General features: G+C 43.4%; 16 protein-coding genes. 8 read left to right on the top strand and 8 right to left on the bottom strand.

Annotation, left to right across the window (positions count from 1 at the left end):
• The 5 genes from Q5866_RS21115 to Q5866_RS19175 form a co-directional block, all read right to left on the bottom strand.
• Nucleotides 1–175, bottom strand: a 175-nt coding sequence (locus tag Q5866_RS21115; RefSeq protein ID WP_368502063.1) for a PG0541 family transporter-associated protein, incomplete at its 3' end; no start/stop codon positions are given.
• A gap of 90 nt (nt 176–265) precedes the next feature.
• Complete coding sequence (locus tag Q5866_RS19190; protein ID WP_303181925.1) at nt 266–3,421, bottom strand: efflux RND transporter permease subunit; 3,156 nt, start codon at nt 3,419–3,421, stop codon at nt 266–268.
• A 64-nt stretch (nt 3,422–3,485) separates the two neighbouring features.
• The gene (locus Q5866_RS19185) at nt 3,486–4,523 is read right to left on the bottom strand and encodes an efflux RND transporter periplasmic adaptor subunit (RefSeq protein WP_099291224.1); all 1,038 of its coding nucleotides are present in this window, start codon (nt 4,521–4,523) and stop codon (nt 3,486–3,488) included.
• Nucleotides 4,524–4,558: 35 nt separating this feature from the next.
• Complete coding sequence (locus Q5866_RS19180) at nt 4,559–5,845, bottom strand: TolC family protein (protein ID WP_255469391.1); 1,287 nt, start codon at nt 5,843–5,845, stop codon at nt 4,559–4,561.
• Between the two features lie 99 nt (nt 5,846–5,944).
• Nucleotides 5,945–6,580 (bottom strand): TetR/AcrR family transcriptional regulator, encoded by a 636-nt coding sequence (locus tag Q5866_RS19175; protein WP_186974798.1) that lies wholly within the window; start codon nt 6,578–6,580, stop codon nt 5,945–5,947.
• A 215-nt stretch (nt 6,581–6,795) separates the two neighbouring features.
• On the opposite strand from Q5866_RS19175, the gene dnaG reads away from it, so the two are divergent.
• Nucleotides 6,796–8,727: a DNA primase gene (gene dnaG / locus Q5866_RS19170; protein WP_099291221.1), complete on the top strand. Its 1,932-nt coding sequence runs from the start codon at nt 6,796–6,798 to the stop codon at nt 8,725–8,727.
• A 365-nt stretch (nt 8,728–9,092) separates the two neighbouring features.
• Here the strand turns inward: dnaG and Q5866_RS19165 are convergent, their stop codons facing one another.
• Both Q5866_RS19165 and Q5866_RS19160 read right to left on the bottom strand, forming a co-directional pair.
• Nucleotides 9,093–9,797: a response regulator transcription factor gene (locus tag Q5866_RS19165; protein ID WP_303181922.1), complete on the bottom strand. Its 705-nt coding sequence runs from the start codon at nt 9,795–9,797 to the stop codon at nt 9,093–9,095.
• A 4-nt stretch (nt 9,798–9,801) separates the two neighbouring features.
• Nucleotides 9,802–10,812: a sensor histidine kinase KdpD gene (locus tag Q5866_RS19160; RefSeq protein ID WP_303181921.1), complete on the bottom strand. Its 1,011-nt coding sequence runs from the start codon at nt 10,810–10,812 to the stop codon at nt 9,802–9,804.
• Between the two features lie 579 nt (nt 10,813–11,391).
• Here Q5866_RS19160 and Q5866_RS19155 point away from each other — a divergent pair.
• The 3 genes from Q5866_RS19155 (at nt 11,392) to Q5866_RS19145 (ending at nt 14,758) form a co-directional block, all read left to right on the top strand.
• Nucleotides 11,392–12,279, top strand: a complete 888-nt coding sequence (locus Q5866_RS19155) for a hypothetical protein (RefSeq protein ID WP_303181919.1) — start codon at nt 11,392–11,394, stop codon at nt 12,277–12,279.
• Between the two features lie 120 nt (nt 12,280–12,399).
• Entirely contained in the window at nt 12,400–13,026 is a 627-nt protein-coding gene (locus Q5866_RS19150) for a hypothetical protein (RefSeq protein WP_303181917.1), read from the top strand.
• The gene (locus Q5866_RS19145; RefSeq protein WP_303181915.1) at nt 12,998–14,758 is read left to right on the top strand and encodes an O-antigen ligase family protein; all 1,761 of its coding nucleotides are present in this window, start codon (nt 12,998–13,000) and stop codon (nt 14,756–14,758) included. Before Q5866_RS19150 ends, Q5866_RS19145 begins: the two co-directional genes overlap by 29 nt.
• Here the strand turns inward: Q5866_RS19145 and Q5866_RS19140 are convergent.
• Complete coding sequence (locus Q5866_RS19140) at nt 14,755–15,465, bottom strand: hypothetical protein (protein ID WP_303181913.1); 711 nt, start codon at nt 15,463–15,465, stop codon at nt 14,755–14,757. The two genes, Q5866_RS19145 and Q5866_RS19140, sit on opposite strands and share 4 nt — an antisense overlap.
• A gap of 183 nt (nt 15,466–15,648) precedes the next feature.
• Here Q5866_RS19140 and Q5866_RS19135 point away from each other — a divergent pair, with 183 nt between their 5' ends.
• The 4 genes from Q5866_RS19135 (at nt 15,649) to Q5866_RS19120 (ending at nt 20,230) form a co-directional block, all read left to right on the top strand.
• Nucleotides 15,649–17,388 carry an O-antigen ligase family protein gene (locus tag Q5866_RS19135; protein ID WP_303181911.1) on the top strand — a complete coding sequence of 580 codons (1,740 nt, stop codon included), beginning with the start codon at nt 15,649–15,651 and terminating at the stop codon, nt 17,386–17,388.
• A 53-nt stretch (nt 17,389–17,441) separates the two neighbouring features.
• Nucleotides 17,442–18,725, top strand: a complete 1,284-nt coding sequence (locus Q5866_RS19130) for a hypothetical protein (protein ID WP_303181909.1) — start codon at nt 17,442–17,444, stop codon at nt 18,723–18,725.
• Nucleotides 18,726–18,815: 90 nt separating this feature from the next.
• Nucleotides 18,816–19,277: a hypothetical protein gene (locus tag Q5866_RS19125; protein ID WP_303181907.1), complete on the top strand. Its 462-nt coding sequence runs from the start codon at nt 18,816–18,818 to the stop codon at nt 19,275–19,277.
• The gene (locus Q5866_RS19120; protein ID WP_303181906.1) at nt 19,274–20,230 is read left to right on the top strand and encodes a hypothetical protein; all 957 of its coding nucleotides are present in this window, start codon (nt 19,274–19,276) and stop codon (nt 20,228–20,230) included. Before Q5866_RS19125 ends, Q5866_RS19120 begins: the two co-directional genes overlap by 4 nt.
• Nucleotides 20,231–20,258 lie beyond the last annotated feature (28 nt).

Here is a 20,258-nt window from a genome sequence, read left to right as displayed (position 1 = left end):
TGGCAGAGTTCATTTCCGGCCATGTATGGCTACCCATTCTGGGTTCGCCATCCGTGGTCCCTGCCCCGTTGATTAGCGGCCATTGCGTGAATCCCCGCACTTGCAATTGGTCAAGGATATAAGCGACACGCTCTGTCAAGGCTTGATTATATGTGATAAATACTGCTTTTTTCATATTGACTATGTTTAATTTTTGATTTTAGATTTACGATTAGCAACCGGACAGGTCTTTTCAAAATCGTAAATCTAAAATCATAAATGTGATTTATTTTTTCTTCGGGAGATCTCTTTCCGCGTCGAAATCACTCATGAACTTAAATTGTTTTCTGAGGTTTTTCTGTTTGTCACGGCTTCCGCTCTTGTCCATGGCCGCGTATACGGCGGGTACGATCAACATGGTGATGATCGTGGAGAAAATCATACCACCGATCACGGCGATACCCATCGGGCGCCATGTTTCAGAACCTTCACCCACGCTCAATGCCATCGGCACCATACCCAGAATAGTCGTCAACGACGTCATCAATACCGGACGCAAACGAGAACGACAAGCTTGGGCGATTGCATCGTACAAGCGGATTCCGCGTTCACGCATCAAGTTGATAAAGTCGATCAGCACGATACCGTTCTTTGTCACGATACCCACCAACATAACGGCTCCCAAGGCGGCAACGATACTCAATGTCGTGTTCGTGATCAACAATGCAAGGATCACACCGGTAAACGCGAACGGGATAGCCAACATGATGATAAACGGCATCTTGAATGATTCGAACTGTGCCGCCATCACGATGTATACCAACATCAACGACAGTAACAACAACATGATCAAAGAACTGAACGATTCCTGTTGATCTTCGTAACTACCTCCGATGTACAAGCTCACGTCTTGCGGAACATCTTCCAAGTTATTGATGAGAGTTTGTGCCGCTTCCGCGATATCTCCCAATGCAACTCCCGCTGCCGGGGTAATAGATACTTTCAAGATACGCTGTTTACTCTTGCGCTCGATGTTTGGCGGAGAGAAGAACTCTTCAATCGTTCCGAGTTCTTGTAAACGAACCTTTTCTCCTTTACCGTCAACAATAATGATATTCTCGATCTCGGACAAGGTTGAACGATATTTCTCGTCGAAACGTACGATAATATCATATTCCTCTCCGTTTTCTTTGTATTTACTGTTCCGGTACCCGTAGATGCGGTTACGCAAGTACGAACCGACCTCGGAAGTTGTCAACCCGTGACGGGCCAGTTTGTTCTGATCCAATACCACGCGAAGTTCTGACTTATCCTCGTCCCGGCTGATCTTGATATCCTCCGCGCCCGGGATAGAACGGGCTTCAGTGGCAATCTTGTGTGCCAGATTGGTTGTTGTGTTGAAATCGTGTCCCATGATCTCGACGTCTACCGTGTTACCGCCCATGGAGCCACCGCTCGATGTGGTTACCGTGTATTGCAGGATGTCCGGGAATTGTTTCAAGATTCCGCGCACTTGGTCGGCAATCTCGAATACGCTACGTTTACGGTCTTTGATGTCTACCGTTCTTAGACGCATGTTCAGAATATTGTTACCCGTGCTGTTCATCATGGAAGCGAAAGATGCTTCTTCTTCGCTACCGTATGAAAGGTTGATCAGCGTGATTTCCGGGATACTGTTGCGAATCACTGAGTCTATATCTAATGCCACTTTCTTCGTTACCTCCACGCGCTGGCCGGATTGCATCTTGGCGTACACGTTCATGTAGTTCTGGTCATTCTGGGGCATAAAGTCCGTCTTGATCAGTTTAGCGAGGAACAGTGAGGCAAAGAATAGGGCGAACATGGATACGATCGTTACCGATTTGTGGACAAGTACCCAACGAATCAAACGTTCGTATGCGTTATCCAATTTCTCCAACATCCGGGATACGAAGTTATAGAAGCTGAATTTCTTGCTGTCCGTTTTCTCTTGGATTTTCATCAATTGAGAACAAAGCATCGGGGTTAACGAGATAGCTGTTACGGTTGAAGTACATACCGTGATACAAACGATCCAACCCAATTGCTTGAACAGGATACCTGTCATACCGCTTACCAGTGTCAACGGGAAGAACACGGCTACGGTCACCAACGTGGTCACGATTACAGACAACCAAACCTCGTTCGTACCGTATTTTGCCGCTTCACGCGGACGGCTACCGCGGTCGATATGTTTTGTGACGTTTTCCAGTACCACGATGGCGTCGTCCACCACCATACCGATTGCAATAGAGAGGGACGACAGAGAGATGATATTCAATGATTCTCCTGTCGCGAACAAGTAAATAAAGGCAACGATCAAAGAAATCGGGATTGTCAGTGCAATGATAAAAGTAGCACGCCAGCGTCCCAAGAACAGGAACACGACCAAAACCACGAAAATCAAAGCGTACATCAAAGAGTCCTGCAAGTTGTTGATGGACTTAACGATAAAGTCCGAGTTATCCGAGATGATCTGGAATTTGATATCTGTCGGCAACTCCTTCAAGGCTTGCTCAATCTCTTTTTTAGCTTGTTTTGCCACGGCAACGGCATTCGCGTCCGTTTGTTTTGTTACCATCAATACACCACCCCGACCTCTGTTGATGGATTGTTCAAGGGTAATATCTTTCAAGGTGTCACGAACGTTTGCCACGTCGCGCAAGTAAATAATCTTGTTGTTTTGGGTTCCCAGTACAATATTCTTGATTTGGTCACTTTCCTCGAATTCTCCTTCCACGCGTAGGGTATAGTCCATGTCACCCATCTTCACGTTACCGGAAGAAATGTCCTTGTTCTCCGCGAGAATCTTACTACCGATCTGTTCCAGCGTCAAGTTATAAGCGTCCAGTTTGTTCGGGTCAAGATCCACGTAAACCACGCGTTCCGGGGATCCGGCAACAATAACGGATGCTACTCCGTCCACGCGGTTCAACCGGGTGATTAACTTATCGTCCAATATCTTGTCAATACCGGGATAGGACTCTTCTGCCGTTACCGCGTAAATCAAAATAGGCATCATCGACGTGTTGAAACGCATGATCGTGGGGCGGTCGATGTCATCCGGAAGGTTGTTCATCGCTTTATCCACGGCATCCCGCACGTCATTAGATGCTTCGTCAAGGTTTACTTCCCATTCGAACTCCAGTGACACAACGGCCAGGTTATCGTAGGAAGTGGAAGTCATTTCTTTTAAGTCGTCCACCGAGTTCAACTGGTCCTCGAGGATTTTGGCAACGTTCTCTTCAATATCCGCGGCATTCGCACCCGGGTAGGTAGCCATTACCGTGATGTAAGGCGGGTCCATTTTGGGGTACTGGTCCACCGGCAATTGTATATAAGAGGCAATACCCAATACCATGATGGCAAGGAAAACCATTAAGGTAGAAATGGGTTTATTGACCGCTGTATTGTATATACTCATATTTCGAATTTTAAATTTTAGATTTTAAATTTTAGATCGAGGGTAAATCCGCGATCCAAATGATTTATTTCGTGATAGAAATCGGAGAACCGTCCACCAATCTACCTTGTCCGACAACAACAAGTTCGTCACCCTCGTGAATGTCGTTACTGATCAATTCTACCTGATCCTCGAAACGTCTGCCGAGTTTCACAGCCACGCGTTTTGCCTTACCGTCCTTGTTCAAGAACACGTAGCGGTCGTTAGAACCTTGTAGTTTCAACACGGCGATAGCCGGGGCAACCACGGTTTCCGTGTTACCGATGAAGAAATTGATCGTTCCGTACATACCCGGTCTTAACGCTTCGTCACTATTCGGTATTTTGACCTCAACAGTGAACGTTCTGGAAGCCGGGTCGATGCTCGGGTAAACAATGCTTACCGTACCCTCGAACACACGGTCGGGATAAATATTGCTCTTCAATTGAACTTTCGTTCCGGGTTTCACGGTCAGGTAATATTGCTCGGACAAATTCACGTATGCCTTTACCGGGTTGATTTTCTCGATAGCGATGACAGAAGGCTTCGTCGCTCCACCGAACGAACCGCCGGTGTAAAGTTCCTTGTCCTCGAAATATTTCCCGGTAACGATACCGTCAAAAGGAGCCTCCATGCGCGTGTTCTCTTTCAAGAATGCCACGTTTGATTTTGCCACCTCGTATTGGGTTACGGCTGCATCATAAGCTTGTTTGGAAATACTTCCCGTTTTATTCAACTGAACGGCACGATTGTATTCCGTTTCCAAGTTTTTCAATTGAGTTTCGGCTTGGATAAGGTTTGTTTTATCCATTTCGACCAACAGTTGTCCTTTCTTGATCCGGTCGCCTACTTCAACGTAAATCTTTTCAATTCTTCCCGTGGCTGCCGGGGCATAGAAAACCTGTTTGTCGGCTTCCAAGTTGGCGGCGTAATCCAAGGTTTTGGCTATATCCGTTCTTTCCAGTTTTTGCACCTTCACGGGAATAGCTTCGTCAACGTCTTTTTGTGACGCTTTATCTTTGTTACCGGAACAACCGGCAAGCATAGCTAACGCTATTGTCGATAGAATAAGATTCTTTACCATTGTATTTTTTGTTTGTTTTTATTATTCAAAGTTGTTTATCGCGGGAGTTGGTTATACAATTTTTCAAGGCTTACCTGTGCTTGCAACAACGTGAGAACGGCCTCCGTGTAATTTGTTTCTGCCTGTAGGTAATTGTTGTTTGCCTGTGTCAAATCCAAGCTGGAAACGGCGCCCAACTCGTATTTCCTCTGGTAGTTCTGCAATACCCGCGTGGCAACGTCGATGTTCTCTTTTTGTAAACTGTAATTCTCCATGGCATTTTTCAAGTTGAATTTCAATTGCTCGTCCTGCACGTTCAACTGGTCTTCCAACAGGCTCTTCTGCAAATAAGTTTGCTCCAGCGTGATTTTGGCTTGTTTTACTTTGGAGTCGCGTTGCATACCCGAGAAGATCGGGATATTCATGGTCAAGCCTGCCGTGTGCTTCGGGCTCATGTCCAATGCCGGTTTCAAAATCTTGTAATTGAAATTGTACGAACCGGCGATCGTGGGAGCGTAACTCCATTTCTCGATGCCTAGCAACTTCTTGTTCAACTCGGTTTGCGTGTTGATCAACTGATAGCTCACGTTGTTGTTGATGTCGAATTTTTCCAAGTACAGACGGCTGGATTTGTCGTTATCGAGGAACACTTCCAATCCGTCCGAAAGTTTAACCGGGGCTCCGGCTTCCAACCCGAGTTGCAGGCGCAACAGGTTGTAGTTCACCGCTACCGTTCTTTCCATCGACAGCATGCTGTTTTTCAGCTGTCCCACGTTGATACGGATTTGGTCTACATCGGTGATTTCAACCGTTCCGGCGTTATACATGTTTTCCGTGTGCTTGTAAATCTCGTTCATATTCTCCAGGTTCTGGCGCAGGATTTCCAACATCCGTTCCGTCACGAGTACCGTGTAATACGAATTATAGATATTCTCGACGATATCCAGTTCCGACGATTCAACTTCTTGTTCCGTCATTCTCACGGCAATCTTACTGGTCTGCATTCCCAGTATCCATTCACCACTGAACAACAATTGTTGCAGGCTGACTCCGAGATTCGACTGGTCTTTCATTTTGATAGTTTGTCCGCCAAAGTCCATCTTGTACCCGAAATTCGTGGTGTAAGTCATTGTACCGTTAATCTGTGGCAATCCCTGTGATACGGATTCCCGAACCTTTTGGCGGTACAACTCGATGTTCATCTGCGAGGCCTGTAATTCTTTGTTGTGCTTGATGGCAAACTCTACTGCTTGTTGCAGCGAGATCGTTTGCGGTGCTTCTTGTGCGTGAAGCATCCAAGGCACGATAAGCATTAGTAGGAAGAGTGTCATTCCTTTTTTCATAGATTATAGTTTTTAATTATTTATATTTTCCGGGAAATTCTCACGCGTTTTTTCTCTCAATACAAATCTCATACCAAAAAAAACTTCGGTAGGATAAATTTACTTCTCTTTCACTTGTTTTGACTCATTTTTTAATCGTTCATACTCTTTTATACCTTTTTCTGTGGATATAGCGTAAACAAAATTGATAAAAATCGTCGTGATGATTACCGAAAGAGGGTATTCGAGTTTGCCGACGATATCCGGGTCCCTCAAAAAGTGTAATTGTTTGCCCAGCAAATACAATTGCAACTCTTTGTCGATATCCTCCCTGAAATACTTCTTTTTCATTCCGTCATCCAGCAGGGAGACCAGAAATTGTTTCGTCACGTTCTCTTCCTTCTCGGCTATTCTTTGATACACGGCGGGGTGGTATTTTCTCATGTCGAAATAATTGGCGGGCAATCGGCTACCCAAGTCACTCTCCATGAAATCCCGTATCCGGCTGATCACTTCGATCGGGTTCAAGTTTTCCAACTCTTTCACCTCGACACTTTTTATTCTTTCCCGTCTTCTGTATAGCATCACTTGCTCTACCACGTCGTCTTTATTGGCAAATTGTTGATAGAGCGTCTTCTTCGAAATTTTCAAATGGTTCGCTATATCATCCATGGAGGTACTTCTCAGCCCGAATCTTAGGAAAAGATCCGAGATGGCCACTAAAAGCTCCTCTTTCTGATTCATATTCTCATCCATAGGTGATCTATTTAATTGTTGCACGCGGAAACGATGTAACCTCAAAACGTTTCCGCATGCAAAAGTATACAAATATCGTTCCACTAATACTACAAACATGTTAAAGTATTGTTAAAACGCTTGAGCGGCGTAACTTTTCAGAGATTTTAATACTAATACATCATTTTCAATTTTCAATTTTCAATTTTCAATTCCATAATACCTATCTTTGTCGTATGATTGATCAGGCTACAATACAGAAAATCTTTGACGCGGCGGATATATACGAGGTGGTTTCTGACTTCGTGAGCTTGAAAAAGCGGGGAGTCAATTACTTGGGATTATGTCCGTTCCACAACGAGAAGACGGGTTCGTTCACCGTTTCCCCGGCAAAAGGCATATATAAATGCTTCGGTTGCGGGAAGGGGGGGAATGCCGTGAATTTCATCATGGAGCACGAGCAGATGTCTTATGTCGAGGCGTTGAAATATTTGGCCGAGAAATATCATATTCCCGTCGAGGAAAAAGAGCTTACCCCCGAACAGCGGCGGGAACAGACCGAGCGCGAAAGTATGCTTATCGTGTCCGCTTACGCCAACGAGTATTTCCAGTATCAGCTTTGGAACACCGACGAGGGGCGTTCCGTCGGCTTGGGTTATCTCCGCCAGCGGGGTATCAGCGACGAGATGATCCGTAAATTCGGTTTGGGGTATAATCCCGAGGCGTGGGGTGCTTTCACCAAAGCGGCACAGGAAAAAGGATACAAGCAGGAATTTCTCGTGAAAACGGGGCTCACTATCGAGAACGACCGGGGACTTTTCGACCGTTTCCGTGCCCGCGTGATGTTCCCCGTGCAGGACCTTGCCGGGAAGGTTATCGCTTTCGGCGGGCGTACCATGACTACCGACAAGAAGATATCGAAATACCTCAATTCCCCCGAATCCGAGATATACCACAAGAGTAAAACCCTCTACGGTATCTTTTTCGCGAAGAAGTCGATCGTGCAACAAGACCGTTGTATTCTGGTGGAGGGATACACCGACGTTATCTCCTTTCATGCCAAGGGTATCGAGAACGTGGTGGCTTCTTCCGGTACCTCGCTTACGATCGAGCAGATACGTCTGATTCGCCGTCTGACACCCAACGTCACGATCATTTACGACGGGGATGCTGCCGGAATCAAGGCATCTCTCCGGGGTATCGACCTCGTGCTCGAGGAAGGGTTGAACGTGCGGGTGTTGTTACTCCCGGATGGCGAAGACCCCGATTCATTTGCCCGGAGTCACACGCCGCGTGACTTGGCGGATTTTATCGCTAACAACGAAACGGACTTTATCAACTTCAAAACGAAGCTGCTTTTAGGTTCTGCCGGGGACGATCCCGTGGAGCGGGCACGGTTGATTACCGACATCGTGCGAAGTATTGCCAAGATACCCGATAACATCGTGCGTTCGGTCTACGTGCGGGAAACCGCCCACCAGTTGGACGTCGAGGAACGGGTGCTTTACACGGAGATCGCCAAAGTACGTTTAAAAAACGAGGAACAACCTGTTAAAAATTCCGCTTCAGCTGTCCCCGAAATACAGATTACGACTACTCCCGTGCGGGGTGCCACTCCCTGTGATTTGGAGGAAAGTGTACTCGTGCGTTACTTGCTGTTGTTCGGCAACAACGAATTATACGAGGAGGAACACAACGGTTTCATGCGTAGTGTTTCCGTGGGAGAATTTATCGTCCGTGAGTTGGCTGAAGATGATCTGGAACTATTGAATCCCCTGTTTCGTGTCATTCAGACCGAGTACCAGCAGCAATACGAGTCGCCTTCCTTTATTCCGGCTCGCTATTTCATCGCCCACCCGGATATCAAGATTAGCACCGTCGCCGCCAACATTTTAAGCGAGCCCTACGAGTTGAGCAAAATCTGGTACAAGATGGATAATTACGTCGAAACCGAGCAAATGAAGCTTGCCGAGCTTCTCCCGAAAATTCTGGATAACTACAAGATGCGTCGAGTGGAAATGCTCTCCCGTGACATCGACAATCGTATCCTCGAATCGCAAAATAACCCCGATCCCCAACAGATCATGGAACTTCTCCGCCGCAAAAATGCCATCAACACCATTCGCCGCAAGTTGAATGAGAAACTCGGGCGCACGGGTATCCACTAATTGTCAGTACTCTAGCTTGTGCTTGTCGTGGATAATAATCACACGGGTAGATGTCGTTTTCCCTTTGACGTAATGGAGAGTATCTACTGATTACTATAATCAATCATGGTTTAATTCCGAATGATTTCTGTATTATTCCCGTTGCAAATATTATAGATTCGCTGTAAGTTCGCTGTAGATTCGCTGTTATAATACAGCGTTGCAACAGCGAACCTACAGCGAATCTATAACTTTTTATACGATATTATACCGGAAGTGATATGCTTGTATACTTGCATTCGTGTATGTCTGGGATAGTTATACACCTTATTTTCTCGTGATATTGATTTTAACACGAGTCACTAATGTTTTGGAAATAGAATGTATCACCGTTCCAAATGGAGGAGAATGTATCCTCCGTCTTGGAATTTGATTTGCAGGGAGGGATCGGGTTCGAGGGCTTTGCGTACCCGGCAGGCGTATTTTTTCAGTTCGGATTCCTTGTGGAGGGAGGCTTTGTCCCAGATGCCTTGGATGAGGTAATCGCGGGAGGCGATTTCGTTGTTCTTGGCACAGAGCAATTGCAGGAAGCGAGCGTCGATTGTTGCCAGTTGTATTTCTTTTTCCCCGATAGTCAATACGCGGGAGGCGCTGTTGTAAGAGGTGATGGGCGAAAGCCGGTAGACGTGAGGACGTTTTATCCCTTTGGTGATGCGGGTGCGGAGGTTGTTCAGATGGTGTGCCAGCAATTCGGCGTCTTTGTCTTTGCTGAAAAATTCGTCGGCACCCGCGTCGAGGGCATCGAGCTCGTGTTCCCGTTCGCCGTGCGAGGTGTAGATGATGATGTGTGTCGCGTGATCTTTTTCCCGTATGCGGCGGGTGAGTTCCACGCCATCGATTTCGGGTAGTTCAAGGTCCAAGAGTAGGATGTTCGGGCGTTCCCGACGGTAGGCGTTCCATGCGGTTATCCCGTCGGGGGCGATTTCGACGGAGTAGCCGTGCAGTTCGAGTATTTTTTGAAGTAGCTCGGCGGTTCGTTTGTTGTCTTCGGCGTAAAGTACGCGGGTATGGTTTTTCGGTTGGTTTTCCATGGCGTTAGTATTTTTGTTTTTTGGCAATTCTCGGTAGGGTGATGGTGAAGGTGGTCCCGTTGCCGGGGCTGCTGTCTATATTGATTTTGCCCCCGTGGGCGAGGATGACCTGGCGGGAGTGGTAGAGTCCCAACCCGTGGCCCTTGGTCTTTTTGTCGCCTTGATGGTGTGCTCTGTGGTAGCGCTCGAAAACGTGTCGTAGTGCACGGGGAGGTATTCCTTGTCCGTTGTCTTGTATTGTTATTAGCATTTGTTTGTTGTTCGGGGCGGTACAGGTGATGTCTATTTCCACTTCTTCGCCCGAGTACTTGAGTGCGTTGTCAATGAGGTTCTGGAACACGGCTTGCAGGAAGTGCGGGTCGCCGGAAATCATCGGGTCGGGAGCCTCGAAACGGAGGCGAATGTGGAACGATTTGCCTTCACGTGTGTTCCAGCGGTCGGGGGCGGTGATGAGCGCGAGCATCTCTTGTAAATTGAACGTTTTCGGGGTTAGCACGATGCCGTGGGCATCGGTGGATTGAAGTAGCATCCGGTCGATGGAGTGTAGCATGTTGTTCAGGTCTTGCCGATTTTTTTCTGCTTGTTCGATTTGCTCTTCTTTGGACAGGTGGGGTAACAGGTAGCACAGGTGTTTTTGGTTCTCCACGGGGTGTTTCAAATCGTGGACGATGCTGTCGATGTATTCTTTCTGGTTTTCCCGTTGCCGTTTCTCGTTACGATAGTTGATGTAGAGATGAATGACGCAGAATGCCAGCAGAAGGGAGATGAAGAGGGTGGTGGCGATGGGCCAAGCGGCTACTTGAACGAAAGCGGTTAGCGGGTAGTCGTACGTGGCGTATAGTATGTCACGGGTAAGGAAACCCAGTGTGTCGATGTATTCGGGGGAAGAGGGAATTTCGCTCGTGGGATGTGGGTAAGTGTCTTTGATTTTGCCCGTGCTATCGGTGAGAACGAATTGTAGGGATTTTGTTGTGTCCGAGGACGAATTGTTGTTTTCTTTGAAGTAGTAGTACAAGTTTTTTAATGTCCAGAGTTTTGGAGCGCGAATATCATAATCAACTTGTATTGTAATGTCTTGAATGATTTTTTTTGAATCTAAGTTGTAAGAGAAATGTTGATTGTTGATGAAAAATTTTAGTTCATTCGTGTTCGCGTTAAAATAATATCTAGCATGGTCGCTATGCATTTTTATATTGAATATAGAAATACAACTGGAGATAGCTTTGTTTCGTGAGTATTGGTATTGTAGTTTTTCTTGTTGGTAGAGATGATGTAAATGAAACGCTTGATTGCACAGGAGTAAGCAAATGATGTTCGGAATAATGTATAATATAAATTTTGGATTTTTATCCATGGTTTCGTCATTTATTTGCGAAAATAGACAATTCGCAACCTTTACGCAACCTTTTTCGTCGTTTTTTCTCGAAAAAAGTTGGATTTTTGTGATGTTATAATTTGAATGTGTAATATAAAAGATAGGAGGTGTGAATATGTAAATAAAGAGTGATGATATATTAGAAGCATAGAGTAAAGTTGGAGCGTTATGACTCGCTGACAATGGTATAGTAAAATAATGAAGAAATGATAGAATAAAATGAAATTAAATAGATTAATAGGTGCTTTTATATTTGGAAATATTTTTCTTTTAATGGCGATGATGTTTTCATCGTGTCAACGTTTTGATGAAAATATAAAAATGGACGATGAATGTGCCAAAGAAAATATTTCTCTGGCTATGAGTCGGAGCGTAGATGGGATAGATGAACAAATTGTTTATCCTAAAGGAATAGTTCCCGAATGGGTAAAAGATTCGTTATCGAAAGAAGGATATGATTTAGTTTGTCAATTGAGTGAAAAATACGAGATGAGTTATTATCCCATTTCTACAAAGAAAAAGAGTAGGAATTTATTTACTGTTGATGAAGAAAAGAATAAAAAAGTAATTGAATGGCTTTTAAATGTTCCATTAGAAGAAGAGTGTGATCTGGAAATGGGAGTTGCTCCACGTGTAAAGAGTTTTAGCTCTGAATCAGGTGGTGGTACTTGGTGGCCTGGAATTGGTGGAGGGAGTACAGGTGGTGGAAGTACAGGTGGTGGAAGTACTAGCGATGAGATAAAGATGTGTAGCCAAACACATACTATTTATCGGAAAAAATGGGGCATGGGTATGATGTTTGTTGATGTAACTGCTGGTTACAAGTATCATTCAATTGATAAAATAGCAACAGAATTTAAGACAATTAATGTAACTACAGACCGTTATGTGTTGGCATTCAATATTTATTGGCAAGAACGTTCTCATTATGGAGAAATCGTCAATAATGGCAAAAATTTAGATTTACATGTCAATGGTCGTCTTAAAACTTCAATAGAGATAGAGGGACTTGTTGGAACAGATTTGGTTATTGAATCCATAAATGAAACATTTAATTTTCCTGTAGAGCCGGGGCATACGGATGATTATCTTAAACCTAAAAAATAGAATAAAGAGGATGTGTCAAAAGTTATTTTTTACACCTTTTCCCCCTTTGTTTTTTCCTTTATAAACAGAGGAGTTTTAGAAGGAAATGGACTTTTGACACCCTCGTTTAAAGTGTATATTATGAAAGTGTTGTTATTTTTTTTGTTGTTTTTATTTTGCCGATGTACGGATGAAGTGTATAACCCGGTAGATTTGTTTGTTATCCGAGATACAGTGAAGAGCGTGTCGTTTCCCCTGCAAAAAGCACGGGTAAAATACGCGGAGATGTTATGTCCTCGGGTGGAAAACGATTCTTTGGTGATGCCGATGAATGTTGAAGAATGCCCGACGATTTACACGGCGTACGTGCGAGATTTCGTGAAGGTGGTGAACGCTCGCTTGAAAGAGATGCCCGAGCGGTTAAGGTTCATGACCTTGGGGTTGATACGGGCAAATACGATTAAAAAACGTGTTTTGATGTCTAGCGTGAAAGTCCAAGGCGACAGATACGTGCTGACGCTTTCGGGAAAGGAAGCTAAGAGTTTGGGATTTGAAAAGGAATATAATGAGTTAAAGCGGTTTTTGGATGAAAATTCCCCGATACCTCATCGTTTTATCGAGGCTCTTAAAGAACCGGAACCGGACACGAGTATATTTTGTGATTTTAGGCTTTTGAACGAGGGACTTTCCCCGGTATTTGCAGAGTTGAAACAAGCTTTTTACGCTTTAAATAGAGTGTATGCGGTTAATGAACGTGATATCCCGTAAAAATTTGACAGGTGCTTCACTCGAGAAGGTATTCTATTGTTTCTTGTTTGTAGCGGGTGTTTTTTGTATCCCAAGTTGTTTCATCAGTCGTCATGTTACAGCTGGGGTTTTAGGTGTCGCGTTGCTTGTTGGGGTGTATAGCGTGATCTGGGCATGGAGAGCTAGAGCGATAAGGATAACCCCGTTGTTTTTACTCGTGTTATTGTTTTCCGCTTGTTGGTTGTTTTATCAATTTTTTAGCTCGGCCTTGGCATGGCATGGTTGGATAGAGTATATTTCTTTCGTGCTGCTGTTTTTTGTTTTTGGGCAGCGGGATTTCGATGAGCGATGCTTGAAACGGTATTATTTTATTTGTTCGGTTGTCGGCGTGTGCATGAGTTTTTGGGGGATATTTCAATATTTGGGTGTCGCGCAAGTTTACAACAGGTTTGAGCCTGTTACCGGGAGTTTCGAGAATCCGGCGGGAGTGGCTATATTCTTGGCATCTCTTTTGCCGGCTTCTTTGTTCTTTGTCAAAAAACGAGGGAAATGGAGTAGGGTATGGGGATATTTCGCATGTTTATTCTCTTGTGTTGTCGTGTTATTGTCTAATTCACGGACAGGTGTATTAATAGTGATATTGCTTTGTTTATTATATTTTTTTCAGAATCGGTCTTTTGCACGGTGGAGCAAGGGCAATAAGAAGTATCTGGTGGCGGGGGTGATCGCGTGCGTGTTTCTTTTGTTTGTCGGGTTGTATTATTGGAAAAAGGATTCAGCGGACGGGAGAATATTGATTTGGTTGTGTTCTTGGGATATGTTTCGGGAGCATTGGCTGGCGGGTGTCGGTAGCGGGAGGTTTCAGGCGGAATATATGCTTTATCAAGCGGAGTATTTCCGACAAAATCCAGATAGCGTGTTTGCCATGTTGGCGGATAGCGTGAAGCATCCTTTTAATGAATACTTGAAAATTTTGGTGGAATACGGGATATTGGGCTTTTCCTTATTTATGGTGGCTGTGACTAATTTAGTAAGGACGTGGTGGGGCAATCGAGAGAAGGTTTATCTATTCCCGGTGTTCGGGAGCGTGCTGGCAATAGCCGTGGGGGCATTTTTTTCTTACCCGTTGGATTACCCGGGTATCGTACTTGTTCTTGTTTTGAATATGGCTGTTTTGAGTTATTATCAATCCGTGATTCGGGAAATAGGAAGAAAAAGTTGGGTGAAGTTTGTGGCGGTCGGGGGCGTGATTTTCGCTTTGTTATTCTTGGGGGTGGTCTGTTCATACGGGAGGGCGGAATATGAATGGAATAAGATTGCCCGTGCTTCTCTAGCGGGAGAAACGAGAGAGATGTTACCCCGGTATCAAAAATTGTGCAGGTGGATGGGACAGGAAGGGTTGTTTTTATACAATTTCGGGGCGGAATTGCAACAGGTCGGGGAGTATGAAGCGAGTACCCGAGTGTTGGAAAGGTGCTGTTCACGTTTAAATGATTATGACGTGCAATTACTTTTAGCGGAGAATTATACTCGGCTTAATATGCACGAGAGAGCGAAAGAATGTTTATTGACAGCATCCGATATGTGTCCCGTGCGATTTGTCCCGTTGTACAAGTTGATGAATATATGTTTAAAGGAGGGAAAAACCGAGGAAGCAAAGCGGTACGCGCAAAATATAGTGAATAAACCGATTAAAATACATTCTATGCGGGTGGATAGAATAAAAGATATGGCGCGACAGGTGTTGCGTTAGTCATCGTTAAGCTTTAGTTCCACGGGAAGGTTGAATGTTTTATTTATGGATGTTATTATTAAATCAATACCAATAAGTCCTTCAATTTCGAGGGAGGTTTTAAGGTAACCATTGATGTGTAAATCCAAGGTCTTGCCATTATTGACAATTTTTTCTTCACGAGAACGTGTTTGCCAATAGGCATTAAAATTTGAGTTATGACATTTGGTGTTTACGTTTATTGTTCTGATAGTCGCTATTTCTCGCGAGGGGTGGTGCTCGTATATCACGTTCATATTTACAAGTAGCATGCTCGAGTCCCATTGCGTTTCATAAATTGTGTGAGTTTGACAGTATAATTTGATGCTGTTTTGATATCCCAAATTTCCACCTTCAATTATGTGTCCGCCTCCGGTTATGATATTTCCACCTATTTCGATTTTTTCTTTGAGGTTAGATTTTTCGTGAAGAGCATGGTTGTTAGGAGAAATAGGATAATAACTCATCTCGTATTTTTGACTAAGCTTGTAAATGAAATTGTATTGTTCTTCAGATAACGTATCCTTGAGCCATTTGGGGATAATGCCTTTAGGATAAAGCGTGTCTAGGCATACGTTTGGAAATGTATAGATCTCGTTTTCGTTGCTAGTAGTGGTGTTGAAGTTATTGCGGCAGGATGAAAATGCTACCGTGGCAATGAAAATACCAAATATTATTTTTTTGTTCATGTGATCCAAGTTTAATACTATAACACGCGAAACGGGAAAGGGGAATAGTCTGGAAACAGAAAAATTACCTGGAGGCAACTCGCAACCTTCAAGCAACCTTTTTTTTCGTTTTGACAGACAGGAAGTAATATTTTTGTTACAAATCGTTTGTGAAATGTTTGTTGAACGCTAAAATGAGGATGTATGTTCGCGCTTAAAAATGTACCGTTATACTTTATCTTGCTACTTGCTCCCGTGCTATTCCACGTGGACCGTTCTTTGCCGGGTATTACGGCAGGGTTCGCGGGTATGTTGTTGTTGCTCGTCTGTTTGGTCGTGTTTCCCGGGAGCAGGAGGTGTCGTTTTAATTTGTTAGATTTGTTTTTCTTGTTGTTCGTGACGTGGTACACGGGGCGAACGGTTGGGATTGGCTCTTCTATATTTGCCTGGAAGTTGCTGTTAGGTGGTGCGGCGATCATGTTGTATGTTTATGTTCGAAACACGGGAGTGAGGGTGTATTATTTTGACGTGTTGTTTGTTGCCGGAATTTTTCAGGCGATGTGGTTTTTTGCTCAATCGCGAGGCTGGTTGCCGTCGTATCATTATTTGTACCCGGGAACGGGAGGGTTTATGAATCCCGCTATATTGGCTGTTTTTCTTGCAATCGCTTGTTTAGCCGGTTTGGTCGGTTTTTATCGGAGGGAAAAGTTTTATTCGCGCTGTTCGAGGGGAATAGGGATCGTGTTACTATTGATTACCTTGGGATTCTTGGGTTCCCGTGCGGCGTGGGTAGGATTGGGTATTGGAATTTTATGGATCGTGTTGACGGGGAGAGAATGGGGTGTTGCTCGGTTCTTTGGAAATATCCGTGAAAAGTATCGTATCGGGAAATATATTTTCTTGCTGCTCGCGATTGTTGTTCCCGTGAGTATAATATATGTTCTTTATCTGGTGCATCCGGTGTCGGTGCAAGGGCGTTTCTTGATTTGGCGGGTTGCCGGTACGATGTTTCGTGATGCGCCTTGGTTTGGTTGCGGTTCTTTTTCTGCCGCCTACATGCCCGCGCAGGGAGCGTGGTTCGAGATGCATCCCGATTCCCCGTTCGTGTCGGTGGCGGGAAACAACGAGTACGCTTTTAATGAATTTTTGCGGGTGGCTTGTGAAACGGGGATCGTGGGGTTGTTGCTTTTCGTGGGGTTGGTCGTGATGGGGTTGTATTTCGCCGCGAAAGGGAATCGGGTTTCTCGTTTTGCCGGGGGTGTTTTGGTTGTGATTTTGGGATTCGGGCTGTTCGGTTATCCTCTCTCTGTCGAGCTCGTGAGTGCTGTTGCCATTATTTCGCTGGCAATTGTTGCCCGTGATGCCCGTCACGCCAGGGAATGGATTGTTGACTTGGATACGAGTTTTGCTTTTATATTGAGAATAGCGGTTGTTTTATTCTTGTTTGTCTTGTCTATCGAGTATTATCACGAGAAGAAAGCGGATATTCTTTTGACAGAAGCCCGGGAGGTTTCTTCCCGGATGAAGACGAGTGAACTGAAGGTGTGTTACGAGCGCTTGGGGGGTAATCCCGATTTTGTTTTACGTTACGGGAGGACTTTGTACACGAGAGGGGATTTGCTTAACGCGCAGCCCGTACTTGAGAAGGGATTGAGCTTACGTCCCACGTCTGAACTGGCGAGTGATTTGGGGAAATGTTATTTCTATCAGGGGCGATGGAAGGAGGCGGAGCAGAAATACCGTCTCGCGGCGAATATGATACCTAATTATATAGTGCCTCATCATCTCTTGTTCAAGTTGTATCAATTGAAGGGGATGCCGGAGGAAGCAGGGCGGGAAGCGAGGCAGATGTTGACGATTCCCGTGAAAGTGGTGAATTCCTCCGTGATACGGGCACGAGGAGAAGCGAGAGCATTTTTGGAGGAAAATGGAGAGCAGTCATGACGCTAAATAAAAGAGAGTTTTAACTTGTTTAGAAACTATTAAAAAAAATGATTATGAGAAAAATGAAGTTTTGGATTTTGGGAATAATCTTGGCTTTGATTTATTCCTGTTCAGATGATTTCGGAGTCAAGGAGCAAGCGCCTCAAGGTATTGACGTGTCGGAAGCACGAGCTTATTTCGAGAAGAACGCCACGGATTTGGCCCCGCTTACTTTCAAGAATCCTCTCTCGAGAGCTTCTAGTTTTGTTGTGCCGGAGTTGATTCCGGAGTGGGATGAGGCAATAGAGTCAGAGAACGAGGATTATTTTATCACGGAAGTTCCTCTTCACTCGCAGTCCAATGCAATATGCGTGGAGCGTGTAATTAAAGACGCAGAATTCTTTTGTGAAAAAAAGATACTTTGTCAGCGTCGTTTAGTAATTGCTCGCCAAAAAGATTCGGAAGAAACCGATATGTTTGTTGCAACATTGGTTCCTGATGATGATTTTGTGGGTGGAGAGGGAACTCCTTTTACCGGGCGAGTGTTTTACTCGGAATTGAACGGGGATTTTAGAAAAGCTGTTGGGTATAAAGAGGGGCAGATGCAGGAACCTTTGTTGATAGGAAAGGCTTATGGTTTTTCTATTTATACATCAGATGAGAATCCTACAGGGTATTCCAAACTGACATTTCAGGAAGAATCTTCGTCACGCTCTTCGACGTATTCGAGTAGTGAAAGTGGTGGAGGCAGTTGGTGGCCTGGTTGGGGCGGTGGTGGAATTGGTGGTGGCGGTTCTATCGGTGGTGGCGGAATCGGTGGTGGCGGAACTGGCAGTGGTGGATATGATGCAGATTATGAAACTGGAATGAAGGTTGTAGAGAAAGTAAGAACAGATATTGGGAATGGAAATTATCAACAGGCAGAGGTTGAAAAAGATTTGACAACAGGGGAAACTGTTTTAGTTACCGCAAGTGTTGCAACAAATTGGAAAGGAATTGTTACGGAATGTTTTCATTTTATGAATTCTAGTAATGTAGATAAAATGGCAAAAGCTTTTGGAAATGCAATAGGAAAAAGTAATCTTGTTTTAGGCTCTGCATTAACATTAATTGCGATTTCAAAAGGTGATTACTCTACAGCAACAATAATGGGGGCTGTTTCTACTGCATTATCATGGATGGGAATTATTTTTGCTTTAAATCCGGTTGCATTGGGAATTATTGGGGTATCTTGTTGCGTGCTTGGTGTGATTTCATCAATTTTGACATTATCTAAAGCTTTGTTAATAGAAGTGCCAATGGAAGACGGGGGAAGTATTTGTATTTATCTTTCTCCTAATAAGAATATAATTGCATAATAAGTTAAATAAAAGAATGTTGCAGTATGATTCTGAATAATGCAATATTATTAAATTTGCATTATTCAGAATATGGAAATATGTATAAGTATGAAAACATTTCGTCGTTCTTTTTGGAAAACATCTACATTTAAATTTGGTCTTTTGCCAGGATATGTATTTCTTTTGTTATTAGGCGGATATCTGCTTTATGATGTAGAAATGTCTTTGGTGGAATGTATATATATAATTGTTATTTGTATTGTTGGATTTGTTGGAATTATTATGCGGTGTTTTTATCTCATACTAACAGATGATAAGTTGCTTATAAAAAATGTATTCTTTCCTTTTTGGTATAAAGAATTCTATTATTGTGATATAAAAAAAGTGCATATAGAGCAGCCTGGTGTTATAGGTTTCTGTTATATTCAAGTAATTGTTCAAGATAAAATAAGGCATAATCGGAAATATATTCTAGATTTTGTCGATACAAAGGATTATCGTCAATTAATACCGATGCTTGAAGAAAAAGGGGTAGATGTTGAAACAAAAAATCTAATTCATTTGTTATGAAAATATTTCGTCGTTCTTTTTGGCAAGCAAATACTTCTAGGGTACTAATAAAAGTGGTTATAATAGCAGGGATATTTTTTGTTCTTTTAATGTATTGGGCAACTAATTCTTTGTGGGCTTGTTTGTTGATGCTATCAATATTGTGTATAATGTGTTTTCCTGTATTTTTTACACAGTATTTTTACGTGACTCTAACAGATGATCAATTGATTCTTAAAAATGGCGTTTATATTTTTTGGCAAAAGGTATATCTCTATCAAGAGATAGAAAAGGTTGAAATTAAATCAAGTTCTAATTTTTTCATGAAAGTTCTGACAAAGGATCGAAAAACATTCGTGTGGGATTATGTTATAGATTTAGTCGATCCTAAAGATTTTGATGAACTTGTAGAGATGATTAGAGCCAAAGGGATTGTAGTTGAAACTGCTGGTTTTGATACAGTTTATCCTAATAGGAATCAATATAGAATAGAAGAAACATGTAATGTTCTAGATGTAGATGTGAAAAAATTTCGTCAATCTTTGTGGAACACGAGTTTAATCAGAAAGAATCTTACATGTACAGTTATAATAACGATATTACTCGCTCCATTTGTTCTTGTTATCACGCAATCGGTTTGGGCGTGTTTGGGAAGTATTTGGGTGTTTTACTTGTTATTCCCGATTTATTTTACCCGACATTTTTACGTGATATTATCAGCGGACAAATTGATTATCAAGAACGGTGTATACTCTTCTATGCAAAAGGAATACTTGTATGGAGATATTGCACGGGTCAAAATAAAACGGGGTAATAATATATACATGCAAGTTTTCACTAAGAAGGACGAGGTAAAAGTGAAACGATATTGTATAGATGTTGTTGCACCTAAAGATTACAGAGAACTTGTGGAGATGATTAAAGCTAAAGGGATTGCCGTAGAAACGGAAGGGCTTGAAGCGTATTTATCTTGAAAAGAATTTGTCGTATGAAAATATTTCG

The sequence above is a fragment of the uncultured Butyricimonas sp. genome, from assembly GCF_959596855.1.
In the GTDB taxonomy this organism is placed as follows: Bacteria; Bacteroidota; Bacteroidia; order Bacteroidales; family Marinifilaceae; genus Butyricimonas; species Butyricimonas muris.
This window is presented reverse-complemented; position numbering and strand designations above follow the sequence as displayed.